At 43.8% G+C, this 14,461-nt stretch carries 12 protein-coding genes; 2 read left to right on the forward strand and 10 right to left on the reverse strand.

Features of this window, described 5'->3' with window-relative positions; translation table 11 throughout:
- Positions 1 to 41: 41 nt before the first annotated feature.
- The 5 genes from JFC05_RS12895 to JFC05_RS06435 form a co-directional block, all read right to left on the reverse strand.
- Positions 42 to 302 (reverse strand): NUDIX domain-containing protein, encoded by a 261-nt coding sequence (locus tag JFC05_RS12895; RefSeq protein ID WP_198336257.1) that lies wholly within the window; start codon positions 300 to 302, stop codon positions 42 to 44.
- Entirely contained in the window at positions 299 to 814 is a 516-nt protein-coding gene (locus JFC05_RS06420; RefSeq protein ID WP_198336258.1) for a hypothetical protein, read from the reverse strand. The genes JFC05_RS12895 and JFC05_RS06420 overlap by 4 nt, the downstream gene beginning before the upstream one ends.
- Positions 811 to 1,338 carry a hypothetical protein gene (locus JFC05_RS06425; RefSeq protein ID WP_198336259.1) on the reverse strand — a complete coding sequence of 176 codons (528 nt, stop codon included), beginning with the start codon at positions 1,336 to 1,338 and terminating at the stop codon, positions 811 to 813. Before JFC05_RS06425 ends, JFC05_RS06420 begins: the two co-directional genes overlap by 4 nt.
- A gap of 118 nt (positions 1,339 to 1,456) precedes the next feature.
- Positions 1,457 to 2,617: a MalY/PatB family protein gene (locus tag JFC05_RS06430; protein WP_198336260.1), complete on the reverse strand. Its 1,161-nt coding sequence runs from the start codon at positions 2,615 to 2,617 to the stop codon at positions 1,457 to 1,459.
- A 67-nt stretch (positions 2,618 to 2,684) separates the two neighbouring features.
- Complete coding sequence (locus JFC05_RS06435) at positions 2,685 to 3,482, reverse strand: crotonase/enoyl-CoA hydratase family protein (RefSeq protein ID WP_198336261.1); 798 nt, start codon at positions 3,480 to 3,482, stop codon at positions 2,685 to 2,687.
- 199 nt (positions 3,483 to 3,681) lie between these two features.
- Here JFC05_RS06435 and JFC05_RS06440 point away from each other — a divergent pair, with 199 nt between their 5' ends.
- Positions 3,682 to 4,344 carry a LysE family translocator gene (locus JFC05_RS06440; RefSeq protein ID WP_198336262.1) on the forward strand — a complete coding sequence of 221 codons (663 nt, stop codon included), beginning with the start codon at positions 3,682 to 3,684 and terminating at the stop codon, positions 4,342 to 4,344.
- A 68-nt stretch (positions 4,345 to 4,412) separates the two neighbouring features.
- Positions 4,413 to 5,447 carry a 23S rRNA (adenine(1618)-N(6))-methyltransferase RlmF gene (gene rlmF / locus JFC05_RS06445; RefSeq protein WP_198336263.1) on the forward strand — a complete coding sequence of 345 codons (1,035 nt, stop codon included), beginning with the start codon at positions 4,413 to 4,415 and terminating at the stop codon, positions 5,445 to 5,447.
- A 114-nt stretch (positions 5,448 to 5,561) separates the two neighbouring features.
- On the opposite strand, the gene JFC05_RS06450 is transcribed toward rlmF, so the two are convergent.
- From JFC05_RS06450 to dnaA, 5 genes are all read right to left on the reverse strand, one after another.
- A complete protein-coding gene (locus JFC05_RS06450; RefSeq protein ID WP_198336264.1) occupies positions 5,562 to 6,170 on the reverse strand; it encodes a manganese efflux pump MntP in 609 nt (202 codons plus the stop codon).
- Between the two features lie 128 nt (positions 6,171 to 6,298).
- Complete coding sequence (gyrB, locus tag JFC05_RS06455; RefSeq protein ID WP_198336265.1) at positions 6,299 to 8,905, reverse strand: DNA topoisomerase (ATP-hydrolyzing) subunit B; 2,607 nt, start codon at positions 8,903 to 8,905, stop codon at positions 6,299 to 6,301.
- A 576-nt stretch (positions 8,906 to 9,481) separates the two neighbouring features.
- A complete protein-coding gene (gene recF / locus JFC05_RS06460) occupies positions 9,482 to 10,711 on the reverse strand; it encodes a DNA replication/repair protein RecF (RefSeq protein ID WP_198336266.1) in 1,230 nt (409 codons plus the stop codon).
- Between the two features lie 195 nt (positions 10,712 to 10,906).
- Positions 10,907 to 12,082 carry a DNA polymerase III subunit beta gene (gene dnaN / locus JFC05_RS06465; RefSeq protein WP_075101301.1) on the reverse strand — a complete coding sequence of 392 codons (1,176 nt, stop codon included), beginning with the start codon at positions 12,080 to 12,082 and terminating at the stop codon, positions 10,907 to 10,909.
- Positions 12,083 to 12,534: 452 nt separating this feature from the next.
- A complete protein-coding gene (gene dnaA, locus JFC05_RS06470; RefSeq protein ID WP_198336267.1) occupies positions 12,535 to 13,980 on the reverse strand; it encodes a chromosomal replication initiator protein DnaA in 1,446 nt (481 codons plus the stop codon).
- Positions 13,981 to 14,461 lie beyond the last annotated feature (481 nt).

Raw genomic sequence — 14,461 nt, forward strand, 5'->3', positions numbered from 1 at the left:
AGAGTAAGGCGTTGCTTATTTTTTTCAATGGTTCCTCAATTCTATACAGCCCCTATATAACCTGTTTCTTCTTGAAACTCTCTGATAGCAGCCATTACAGAAGTTTCATTAATCTCCCCATAACCTCTCGGCAGCTCTATAATATAGCTTTGATGAGCTTGTCGAAATACTCGAACAAATAAAAACAAATCATTTAGTTTGGCAATAATAATAGCGCCGTTATTCGATCCCTGCTCTTTTATAAAATGGTATTGATTTTCTTGTAATACTTTAAACCAAGGATTTTCGTATACAGTTTTCACTTAATCTCCAAACCAATTTTCTTTTGCATAATGGGATACATGCCAAACCAATTTCTTCTAGTAAACTGTTCTTGACCTTTTTCTATCAGTTTATCTTCTATATATCCTACCGCTTCATCTGTCAAAAACTTTGCAATTTCGGTAGTACCTAAGGTAGATACTATTTCATATAACTTCATAGCATATCCTATGTAGTCAATTTCTTTTTTTAAAGACTTTACGTGCATGCTCGCTTCTAAAAATGCTTTTGGCACTTTATCTATATATCGTATATTATCTTGTAAAAAACCCTCTCCCACGTTAGCGAATAGCGAGTTGTAGGCTGGATCTATAATTTCATTTTTAAACTGCTGAGAAGGGATATCGCTATTATTTATTTTAAAATACTTGTCTGTTAACTGATACCATTGTGACCTAGAGTTCAATATTTGGCATTTTTCTAAAAACTCTTGTTTAATAGATCTCTTGCATAAGTCATTGCTAGCCTTTGATACTCCGTCAACGAAGGTCAATAAAACGGTACTTTTGCAAGAGGTCTAATGTGCTCAGAAGTAAAATACATATGATCCGAGCTTTGTAGTACAGGTATTATTTTATGAGTTAACGAATGACTGGCTATCTCTGCCTTTTCAAATGTAGGCGTCAAGCTACGAGTCAATTTCTGAATTGTATCAATTTTTCTTAAGATATTATCGAGCTCATCCTTGGTAATATCAGATTTTTTGGGTTTACGCTCTAGGCTCGAGATAATATAACTATCAGGAAGTTGCTTAAAATATTCGACAAGACACATGCTACCATCAAAATTCACTCCTCTAATTATCAGCTTTCCTTGCCCATCCTCTTTTAAATACTTAGTTATATTACCTCTATCCAAAACTTTCAATATATGGTTGCTATCGATCAGCATGTTTGGAGTTACTATAATGCCATTAGCAAAGGTTAATCCTGTCAAAAATCGCTTCAAAAGCTCCTCAAACTTCAAATCACGAGTAGAGTCACAGTTGGATAGAAGCAAGTTTTCTTTGAGAAACATATAACCCTCTTTGGCTTTTTTAATGGAGTGAACAAACCATAAATGTACTTATGAACCTTTAAACTACAATAGTCTTCTAAAATATTTTATAAAACTCTCTATGTAAAAAGTATTAAGATTAAACACCACTAAACGCCGCATAAACTCGATTTAACCCCTCAAGCAGCAGTGCCTCAGGACACGCCACATTAATACGCATTTTAAGGTGTCCCTCGCGGCCATATTTGATACCAGAATTTAGCTCAACTTTCGCCGCGCGCAGCTTGTCATACAGCACTTGATCGTCATCAAAGTACGCCGAGCAATCGAGCCAAATCAAATACGAGGCTTCTGGGTGCATGACCTTGATATCTGGCAGATGCCCTGCTAAAAACTCTAGCGTAATCTCAATATTTTTTTCAATATAAGCCAGTACCTGTTCAAGCCATTCTCCGCCCTCTTCATAAGCACTTTGCATCACCGTATAAGCAAATAAATTCAGCTCATATTCATCATTTAAATTTTGCTGCTGACTGATTTTTTTGCTCAGCGTCTCATCTTTAGCAAAAATCATTGAACCTTTGATACCCGCGATATTAAAGGTTTTAGTCATGGAGGTCAGGCTGACCACCTTGTGCGCGTAACCTGCCGCTTCTGCTAACTTTAAGAAAGGCGTAAACGTATGATCAGTCAAGGTTAAATCTTGATGAATCTCATCGCTGACGATCGCTACTTCATACTTTTTACATAGCGCAAGTAGTGCTTTAAGCTCATCAATAGTCCAGACGCGCCCGCCCGGATTGTGCGGGTTGCATAATAGATATAGCTTAACCTTATGCTCGATAATTTTAGCTTCGATATCTTTTAGATCGAGTTGGTATTTACCCTCGACTTCCTTTAACGCAGACATCACAAGCGTGCGCTTATTTTGCTGCACCTTAGTTATAAACGGCGTATAAATGGGATCATTGACCATTACCGCATCGCCTACTTCGGTAAATATCTGCATCATTAGCGCTAGACTTGGCACTACGCCCGGCGAGAATAGAATATTTTGCTTATTCAACTGCAAATCATAACGACTGCCGTGCCAGTTGATAATCGCCTTATACAAAGCATCAGTCGGTTTGGTATAACCCAAAATACCATGATCTACGACACGCTGTACGCTAGCCAAGATAGGCGGCGCTGCTCTAAAGTCCATATCGGCGACCCATAGCGGAATGGTATCGTCACTATAGTGCCACTTAAGTGATCCCGTACCGCGTCTATCGATGATTTCGTCGAAGTTATATTGCACTGGTATTGTCCTTGGTCATACGGTTAAAGAAAGCTTTACATCATGCGTTCGGTAGCGTTACGAGTCTCTACCCACCCTTAAACTCAGGCTCGCGGCGCTCAACCATCGCCATTGCGCCCTCTTTTGCGTCTTCTGAATGAAATAAATGCGGCAGATAACTGTGGATATTGGCCAGAGCTGACTTTGCGCCATTACGGCTGGCATCTTGCGCGGAGGATAGTAGCCCTTTTACCCCAAGTGGCGCGGCGCTGCAAATCTCTTTGGCAATCGTTAGCGCGCGCTCGTACTCTTCACCATTGGGTACGACTTCACTGACTAGGTTTAGTCTGTCGGCGGTTTGCGCGTCAAAGTTTTTACCTGTCAGCAAGTACGGCATGGCTTTTTGCCAGCCTGCCGCCGCAACAAAGCGTACCGTCGCCCCGCCAAACGGCATGATACCGCGCTGCACCTCCATCTGCGCAAAGTTGCAATTGCTACTAGCGATAACCACGTCACTGTTAAGCATCAGCTCAATCCCAGCGGTAAAGCACGTGCCTTGTATCGCCACCACGACAGGTTTGGTGCGCAGCTTACCGCCGATACCCCATGGATCGATTTCATCGTCACTAAATTCAAACGCGCCTTTGTCCCATTTGTCTTGCAGCTCCATCAGATCAAGACCAGCGGTAAAGTGCTCGCCATGTGCGAAGATGAGCGCACAACGTAGATTATCGTCGTTCTCATAATCTGTTAACGCCTCGGAGAGTTGTTTGATCATATGACTGTCAAAGGCATTGCGTTTGTCGGCGCGATTAAGCCCGATGAGACAAATGTAGCCGTCAGTTTCATAAGTGATGCGATTGCTTGTATCGTTTTGGGTGGTCATGGTTATATCCTTTTTAGGTTTGTCGTTATCGTAGGGTGTGATCTCATTTTTAAAATAATGCTACTGACTTTTAATATAGACAGCCTTACCCTATAACACAAGACGAAAAGCACTAGCATCGGTAGCAGTTGACCTTAAAATTAATAGCTGCCACTATTATTAATCTTACGATACTCCTTAGTAACCACTAGAGCATTTTATGGAATTTTGGCACGGTTTTTTGCTTATCACTAGCGTGCACTTGCTAGCAGCGGCCTCCCCTGGCCCTGATTTCGTCTTAGTTTCACGTGAAACATTAACCAAAGGTCGACGTACCGGGTTGATTTGTAGCTTAGGGATTACCTTAGGTCTAGCCGTGCATATTATTTATTCGGTGCTAGGACTAGCGGCAGTGATTGCCCACTCACAGCCGTTATTGACCGCTATTAAATGGTTGGGCGGCGCGTATCTTATTTATCTAGGTTGGCAAGGAATTGGCGCTAAACCCAAACAACCAGTAGAAACGACCACTTTTACTAATAATGTTAATAGCAACAGTAATAGCAATGTTACAGATAAAACTGAATCTAGCTTTGCTACTCTGCGCCGAGGTTTTTTTTGCAACGTTTTTAATCCCAAAGCGCCAGTCTACTTTGTCGCTATATTTACTTTAGTATTATCACCCGATATTCCGCTTTGGCAACTCTCTATCTACGGTGTATGGATGATGGTATTACAGATGGCTTGGTTTAGCACGGTGGTGATGCTATTGTCGATTCCTGTCATCCTCAAACGTTTTCAGCGTTTTGAGCATTGGATAGATCGCGTACTCGGTACAGCAATGGTTGTATTGGGCTTAAACCTGATCTTCCGTAGCCGATAAACCATTTAGCGTTGATGAAATCTGCTAAACTAGACGGTTATCTTCAGACTTTATAGCCTACTACTACTATGACTAGCAGACCAAACCCTAATAAGCCCCATACAGCGCATAGAAACCGCTCGCCTGAGACCGCGAAAAAACTCGGTCAATTGCATCCGCGTAATCCGCATCAAGGTCGCTATGATTTTGAGCTATTGACCCGCGCGCTACCTGAACTTGCCGATTACACAATTACCAACCCGAAAGGCGAGCCAACGATTAATTTCTCCGACGCCAAGGCCGTACGTGTGCTTAATCAAGCACTACTCGCGCACTATTATGGCGTCAAGTTTTGGGATATCCCTGAAGGTTATTTGTGCCCGCCGATTCCTGGACGCGCCGATTACATTCATTATATTGCCGACTTGTTGGCGCAGACTACTCATGTGAGCGAAGACAATACGCCGCCTACAGGCAAAGATATTCATGCACTTGATATCGGCACTGGTGCCAGTGCTATCTACCCTATTGTTGGCAGCCAAAGCTATGGCTGGCGCTTTACCGCGAGCGACATCGATCCGGTCTCAGTGAATACGGCGACGGTAATTAGCCAAGCCAATCCTAAGCTCAAAGGCGCGATTAAGGTCAAACTGCAACCTGAACCTAAGCATATCTTTAAAAATATTATCGGTCGTCAAGACTATTTTGACGTCGTCATATGCAACCCGCCTTTTCATGCTTCATTAGACGAGGCCATGGCCGCCAATAGCCGCAAGCAGCACAACTTGCAGCGCCATCGCGGCAAAAACGAAAGCGCGCAAATCAGTCGTCACTCTACAAAGTCAGGCAATGCCGCGCAAAACCTTAACTTTGGTGGTCAACATAAAGAATTGTGGAGTGAGGGCGGCGAGATTGCTTTTTTGAGTAATATGATAAGAGAAAGCCAACAGTTTGCTGCGCATGTAGGCTGGTTTACCAGTTTGGTCTCAAAGTCTGAAAACGTGAAACCTTTGCAGCAGCTACTAAAAAATATTGATGTGGCGCAAATGCGTATTATTGAGATGAGCCAAGGTCAAAAGAACACGCGGGTCTTAGCTTGGCGTTTTGATACTAACGAAGCGTAATTATCGCTAAAAAATGATGATATCGTTTCACGTGAAACAAAAAACTGCTTTGGCTATCAAAGCGGTTTTTTTAATCCATTTAGATGACTATATAGATTGAATTGAGAGCATACCCTAGCCAACAAACATGACCTTTAAGCCAATGAGTACAAGTACAAAGCCGCCGAGCGCTTCTGCTTTATCTTCAAGATAGGTACCTGATTTTTTGCCCAAGTAGATGCCGATAGCGCTAAAAACAGCTGTGACAATCGCGATGATTACACAAGCAAGCCACGCATTAAGCGCCAACAGGTTAAGTGTAAAACCAGCAGCCATCGCATCGATACTGGTGGCAATCGCCAGAGTAAACATGGTGCGATGACTGATGTTTTTCTTTCGGCTATCGTCTATAGCAGCCGCTTCATTATTTACTTGCAGCCCCTTATCTACGGTCTCTTCCTCATCTGCCAAAAAGACTTCATAGAGCATCTTGCTACCCAGTCCGATGAGAATAAATCCACCGATCCAAGGCGCAGCAGCAGCCAGCCAACCTAACAGTGCCGCGCCCAGCAAATAGCCGATAAGTGGCATCACACCCTGCGCAATACCAAAATATAACGCTGCATAAATAGCCAAACGCAAGGTATAGCGTGGGTTTTGTTGTTGCGATTTAGCGCCCAGTCCAATCGCAACTGCGAATGCATCCATCGCTAGCGCAATAGCGAGTAACAGTACTTCAATCATCTGATGTCCATCAATTATAATTGCCAGCTTATGACAATTTACTTATAAAAGTTTCACGTGAAACAAACTTATTATTAAAAAAATACCGCCTTGGAAACCAAAGCGGTATTTTGTATAAACGCTAAAGATTAGATATCAAGATTAGACACTGTAAGCGCGTTTTCCTCGATAAACACGCGGCGCGGCTCGACATGATCGCCCATTAGACAGGTGAACATATGATCGGCAGCGATGGCATCTTCGATGGTGACGCGTAGCATACGGCGATTCTCTGGGTCCATCGTAGTGTCCCAAAGCTGATCAGCATTCATCTCACCTAGACCTTTGTAGCGCTGGATAGCTAGGCCGCGGCGCGCATCGAGCATCATTTGCTGCCATAAGTAATCAAAGTCGCGTATCGGAATATCTTTAGTAGTACCACTACCCGCTTCACGGCGAATAAAGGCGCTATCTTCTAACAGAGTATTCCACTCCGCTGATAAACGCAGCAGCTTGCTATACTCGCTCGAATTGATAAAACTGGCATCGAGCAAGTAATGATGCGCCAGCTGATGCACATACACCGTGATACGCGGTAACCACTGGGCCTTGGTCGATAAGGCATCGCTATCAGCCGCCTCACTCTCATCAGCAGTCAATGCGGGGGTCATACCCAGCAGATCAGCGGCAGCAGCGTCCATATTTTCTGGTTGCGGCTCATGGATATTGACCAGCTCAATCTCAGGGCTTAGCTCATCACCGAATTGATTCAGCTGAGTTTGTAGCTGCGCCTGCCACTCCTGCATCGCTGACTTATCATACGTCATATCCGTATTTAGCTTGGGCGTGTGCGTCAAAGCATCCAAAATCACGGCAGGGAAACGTATCTGCAAACGGGCTTTTATCAGCTGCGTTTGGTTATAGTCGTTAAGCAGTGTCTCAAGCGCTTGACCAGTAATCGCTGGCGCATCTTCAGAGACGTGCAGCTTGGTATTATCAATCGTTGAGGACAATAGATAAGCTTTTAGTGCTTCATCGTCTTTTAAATACAGCTCTTGACGACCTTTTTTCACTTTATACAATGGCGGCTGTGCGATATAAATATAACCACGCTCAATCAGCTCCGGCGTTTGACGGAAGAAAAAGGTCAGCAGTAGCGTACGAATATGTGACCCATCGACGTCAGCATCAGTCATAATGATGATTTTGTGATAGCGAACTTTATCCGGGTCATATTCATCAGGTCCGATACCACAGCCAAGTGCGGTGATTAAGTTACCGACCTCAGCTGACGATAGCATCTTGTCAAAACGTGCGCGCTCGACGTTCAAGATTTTACCTTTAAGCGGCAAGATAGCCTGAGTTTTACGGCTACGGCCTTGCTTTGCCGATCCGCCCGCAGAGTCACCCTCCACGATGTAGAGCTCTGATAGTGATGGATCTTTTTCTTGGCAATCTGCCAATTTACCAGGTAGACCTGCGATATCTAACGTAGTCTTGCGGCGCGTCATCTCACGTGCCTTGCGAGCAGCATCACGGGCTCTAGCGGCATCGATAATCTTATTGGCAATCGCTTTAGCCGCACTTGGGTTTTCAAGCAAATAATCATTAAATTTATCATGCATCGCCGATTCGACTGCTGACTTGACTTCGCTTGATACCAGCTTGTCTTTGGTCTGGCTAGAGAATTTTGGATCAGGCACCTTCACTGAAACAATCGCACTTAACCCTTCTCGTGCATCATCACCGCTGACCGCGACTTTTTCTTTCTTAAACAGATTTTCGCGGTCCATATAACTGTTTAGACCACGCGTGAGCGCTGAGCGAAACCCTGATAAATGCGTACCGCCGTCGCGCTGCGGGATGTTATTGGTGAAACAAAACACCTTTTCGTTATAGGTATCCGTCCATTGCAGCGCCACTTCTACCGCGATACCGTCGTCTTGCTCACTGGTAAAATGAAAGACCTCGTTGATACCTTCTTTACCTGCGTTGATATAGCTGACAAACTCTGACAAGCCGCCTTTGTGCTCAAACTCATGACGCTTGTCGATACGCTCATCAGTCAAGACAATGCGCACACCTGAGTTAAGAAAAGACAGCTCGCGTAAGCGTTTAGCTAAGATGTCGTACTCAAAGATGGTGCCAGTAAACACCTCATCGCTAGGATAAAAACGAATCTGTGTGCCGGTCTTATCGGTCGCTTCTAGTTGCTCGATATCGGCATCAGGCACACCATCGGTATAAGTCTGATGGTAATGATAGCCTTCACGCCAGATATTCATCTCCAACTTTTTTGATAAAGCGTTGACGACTGAAACGCCGACCCCATGCAAGCCGCCCGAGACTTTATAGCTGTTATCATCGAACTTACCACCAGCGTGTAGTACCGTCATGATCACCTGAGCGGCCGACACGCCTTCTTCAGGGTGGATGTCGACAGGCACGCCGCGCCCGTTGTCCATGATACTAACCGACTCATCTTCATGAATAATAATATCAATCTGATCACAGTGACCGGCGAGCGCCTCATCGATAGAGTTATCCACCACCTCAAAGACCATATGGTGCAAGCCTGTGCCATCATCGGTATCACCAATATACATGCCAGGACGTACGCGCACCGCCTCTAGGCCGCGAAGTACACGAATATCTTTGGAGCTATAGTCTGAAGGCACTCCTTCCGCTGTAGCAGTCGTTGAGGCAACGCTGCCGACTGTCAGTTGCTCGTGGTCGTTAGGTAATGAATCACTCATGTGCATTCCTTAATCTAGCCATCATCAGCCGTTTGCCATTGACCCATCACTACGATGAAGCCGCATGACATCATGTCAAATCCAATCTGGAGAGTTAACACCAGTAGCGCTATGTCGGTGAGCCAAAGTACGAGTCGTCAGTACCTTATAAAAGCTTTCTTACTTTAAGCCAAGCTTAAAAACCATGTTTTATTTTCTTGCTATTAACCTCTGCTCTTTTATGTCTTATCAAAGCTAAAGAAGTAAATAAAACATATTTATTATCATAAACTTAAAGACAGTTAAAAACTGTAAAATCACTGCGTGACGCTACAAAACAACTTGCTGAGAACAGGACAAAAATAAAGCCTTATTTTAGCATTTTTTTGCCTCTAAGTCACTGTTTACTGGTCGTTTTATTGCTTTGGACGGTCATACTAGGGTGGACGGTATTTTAATAAATACCTATGGTGTGTTCTCATTTCAAAATGATCATAAAAATGAGATAAAGTGCTGTTGAGCATGAGAATCAAATCAGAAAATAACGCAGATGATATAGTTAAGCTCATTTCGGCTGTTTGACAAGATTTAGCGCTATTAGAGAGGCAAAACCTGCCCTTGTTTCACATGAAACATCATAGGGTTTGACCACAAATCATTGACCATAGGCGCGATATCAGCGGTCAGGCTGCTCATAAACACCTGACAAGGCAGTTTGGCTAACGTGGATAATAATATCTCTATCGCTCTCTCATCTAGCTCGGCGGTGATATCATCAAGTAGTACCACTGGTGTGGCAGTGAGCACTCTTTCGTTTTCATTGGTACTTGCTTGTGTCGTGCTAGCCGTCTGTAATAATAAAGGCAATTGTGATAAACGTAGCGCGGTGATGAGTAGCTTTTTTTCGCCGCGAGACAAGACGTTTGCCGCCTGCTCTTTTAGTATCGGTAAGGTGTCAGTAATTACCTGCTTGCTGCCTGAGCCAGCAGGTAGCTTGTCAGGTAGCATGGTATCGTTGGTTGCTACGGTGTCATTAGAGCGCCAATGGACATGGATATCAGCGCGATGATTGCCGATACGGGTATAGCCCAACTGCAAGTCTTGCTCTAAGCGCTCACCTAGTTGTACCTCTAGCGCCACATCAGTATCGTAACCTGCATGGTAGCTTAGACTCAGCTGCTCGGCGTAACTCGGCAACAGCTGAGCGATGCTGTCGGCAAAGTAAGGTTGCCACTTTGTAAACACGTGCTGACGATAATGGTGAATAAGCGCGGCATGATTGCCAAGCCCTTTATCCCAAGACCTCAACTCAGTAAGCTGTACGTGCGTTAAATGCTTACTTTTTTTTAATAAACTATTGCGCTGTTTTAGCAGGCGCTGATAGGCCAGCCACTGCGGGTGGAATCCTTGTTTCATGTGAAACACTAGCCAGTCTAACAACTGGCGACGACTGGCGCTGCCCTGCTCTAGCATGTCCATACTAGAAGGATCAATCAATAGTGTCGGTAGTTGCTCAGTCAAGATGCTTTGATTATAGACGGTGCTTTGATTGAGCCGCAGCAGCGTTGTGGCATCGGCTTGCTTTTGGATCGCCAATGTATTGCCATCGCTCAAGCGCGCATGAACGGTAGCAGTGTGTTGATGATGCTGAATATAACGTTTAGGCTGATGATGGCGAAAGCTTTTGCCTCTGGACAACAAAAATATAGCTTCAAGCAACGAGGTTTTGCCGCTGCCATTGGCACCAATCATCACATTACAGGCGGCAGTGTGCAAATTGACCTGCGTAAGATTACGCAAATTTGAGATTTGTAGACGTTCAATCATGATAGCGACAGCCGCCTATTAAAAACGCTTAATTTAGCAGATAAACGTTTGGTAAAGAAGGGTTTGAGAATTAATTTGAGTCGAAAGTTTAGAGTTTACTAAGGCCTGTTTTTGATCTAAATTGGCAAAAAACAGCCTTAGTAACACCGTTAAAACCACATACACGTTGTTTTTAGTAGGAATAAACTGCGAACACTAAATACGCATTGGCATAATCACATACTGATGAAACTCATCACCTAGCTGATTGACCAACACCGAGGCATTGGATTGACTCATATGCATTTGTACATCGCCTTGGATGACGCCCAATACATCTTGTAGATACGCGGCATTAAACGACAGCTCCATCGGCTCGCCTTGATATTTCGCCTGAATCACCTCGACCGCTTCGTCTTGCTCAGCATTGTTGGCGCGTACTTCGACCATACCGTCGGTGGCAAAATTAAAGACCACACCGCGAGATTTTTCATTACTCAAAATCGCCACACGGCGCAGTACTTCTGTCATTTTTTCTTGATTAAACAGCGCCAACTTATCCGTATTGCTCGGCATGACTCGGCGGTAATCAGGAAACTTACCATCGATCAGGCGCGCAGTAAAAGTCACTACCAGATCATCACTGACCTGCCCTGCACTATCCACCTCACCAAATGGCAAGCTGACTTGCAAAAACTCACGGCCAAAGCTTAGGGTGACAGGATTGTCTTTATCACCCAGCATTTTACCCAGCTCAGAGGCCAAGCGCTCAAGCTCAATGACCGCTTTACGAGGCAAAATAGCTTGCATATTTAGGTCGCTGCTGACATCGATCACACTACGTGCCAATGCCAATCTGTGCCCATCGGTGGCCACCGTGGTCAGCTGCTGCTGAGAGACATCGAACAACATACCAGTCAAATAGTAACGCACATCTTGGATAGCCATCGCAAACTGAGTCTTGTGAATCAGATCCGTCAGACGGCTACGACTGATGATAAGCGGCGTGATGTTCTCTGGATTGCCTAGGCTTGGATAGTCTTCACTTGGCAAGGTGCCCAAAGTGAAGCGGCTCTTGCCGCTGGTCAGCAAACAGCGCTCGTTTTCTTGCGTGGTCAAATTGATCTGAGCTTGAGCTGGCAGCGATTTACAAATATCTTTTAACTTAGTGGCAGGTAACGTGGTCGTCCCTGCAGCAACACAAGCACCGGCAGGCAATTTCAATGTCGATGTCAGCTCGACCTCTAGGTCAGACGCCGTCAAGATCAGCTGCGACTCAGATAGCTGCAACTTAATATTGCCTAAAATGACCATGTTGTGGCGCTTATCAGCAGCTTTGGCGATCAAATTAATAGCTTTTAGTAACGACTCTCGATTAATCGATAATTGCATGCTTAGTTACTCTTATTTAAAGGATTCTTTTTTTACAAAAAACAAACTACAGTCAGTTCGAAATAAAATCGATACACTCATATGAACGTGCAACTGGTACAAACTTTCCTTGCTTGCTGTGTCTACGCTGACAGATGCTGGGCAAAATTATACCAGCTGCACTGTATCGCTTTTACAGTGAATCAACTATACAAATAGTGGCTTAATCATACCCTGTCTACTGACGATAATCTATAAAGCATACGTCTGCCTAGACATTGATAGAATTAAACTATTTTAAAATAGGTGCTGTCCTACTGGTATTCATTTTTCTTGCGTTCTGTACCGAAGCAGACAGAGGCTGCAAAAAATAAAGACCAGTAGCCTATGACATAAAACATGCCAGTGTTATGTCGGGTTGACTATAGTATAAACCATATCATGGCGCTAAAACATAGTAAGACTGAGAGCTGCTAACCTGCTTGTAACATAAGGGCTAGCGTCTTGTAATCCTTATCAAACGCTGGGTCTGCTGCACGCAGCTCATTGACCTTATCACAAGCATGCATCACTGTCGTATGGTCACGGCCGCCAAACGACTGACCAATCTCTGGAAAACTATCACCCGTCAGCTCACGTGACAAAGCCATGGCTACCTGCCTCGGTCTTGCGATACTGCGGGTACGCTTGCGCCCCATGATGTCTTTTACCGTCACATCATAATATTCAGCGACGATTTTGCGGATGTTGTCCATATTGACTGCTTGTACACGCATGGCAACGATATCTTTTAGGGCATATTGCACCATCTCTAGTGTGATTTGCGCGCCAGTTAAGTTGGCATTGGCAAATACTTGGTTTAGGGCGCCCTCTAAACGCCTAACATTAGAGACGACGTTTTGCGCGATAAACAGCGCACATTCTTTAGGCAACGTCATCCCATAAGAAGCCGCTTTTTTCTGCAAAATCTGTACACGTGTATCAATCTCAGGTGGATCAACAGCCACCGTCAGCCCCCAAGAAAAGCGCGACCTAAAGCGCTCATCAAACTCTGTCATCTGTGAGGGGTGTCTATCAGATGCCAAAATCAGCTGTTTATCTCCACTTGTGAAGTCAGCAAATAACGTCAAAAACTCATTACTACTTTTTGTCTTTCCAGCCAATACATGAATATCATCTACAATCAACAAATCTACTTTTTTTATTTTTTTCTTAAAATCTTCTATTTTATTATTTCTTAACGAATAAACTAATTGATTAATAAATTTTTCGGAAGTGAAGTAATAAAAACTTTGATTATTCTTTAAATAGCGATGTGCAACGGAATGCATTAAATGCGTCTTTCCCAACCCAGAAGGCCCGTATATAAATAAAGGATTGTGCCGGTTTTTTGACTGGCGCTTACCAAGCTCATAACAGGCTTTGTAGGCCAAATTGTTAGACTTACCAGTGACAAAGGTCTCAAAGGTGAAGTCAGGGTTGAGATAACTAAGCGATTTTGCATCAGCAGAGCCAATTAATTCTGCCTGACGCGTATTGGTATCGATGTCAGCCTTTGCCATATGATGATGCGCGGTCTGAAAATTTTGGTCAGTAAGGGTAGGGGAGGGGATATCCTCTACAAACAGAGAGCCTGACTGCGCTTGTGGGTTATCTTCTACCTGACGACCAGCATTGTCTACACGCACCACCACTTCTTCGATACTGCCTTGGCTGTGCTTAGATACCAGCTGCTGAATATCTTGTAAATGATTTTTTTTGATGTAAGTTACAAAATAATCATTGGGCGCAAGAATAATTAAACTACTAGCTTCTTGATGCGCTGACAGTGGCCGTAACCACATGGTAAATACGTTGTCCTTGACGCTGTAACGCAAGTCATTTAGGCACTTATCCCAAATAGTGGCTGTATCTATCATGAAACCCATTACCTCGTTAATATCAAATCCCTAGCAAACTGACACCAGAGGCAAGCCTTTCGCTACTACCAGCATCGACATTTTTGCTCGCTTTTGATAATCAAATAAAAAGACAGCCACATGCTGTCTCTTGTCCGCCAAACAAGGTGATAATCTACCACAAATCGCCTGTGGATAACATCCTCTATTTTGGGGATAAGACTGTGGATACTTTTGGGGATAAGTAAAAACATTCAGTTATCCATAATTCATACACAAGTTATCCACAACCTTACCCATAGTACAAGCTACTGATATAAAATAGAAATAACAAGTTAATAACAGAAAAAACCGTCCCCAATAACAACAATATCTATATATATTAATAATTAATTATTATGGAGTCGGCAGAAAACTGTGGATAACTAAACGATTTTGAGATCCTTGAATATCTGTTTGGATGACAGTTACTACTAGATAAATTATGTTTAAATATCTAAAT

It is taken from the genome of Psychrobacter celer, from assembly GCF_016107555.1.
Classification (GTDB): Bacteria; Pseudomonadota; Gammaproteobacteria; order Pseudomonadales; family Moraxellaceae; genus Psychrobacter; species Psychrobacter celer.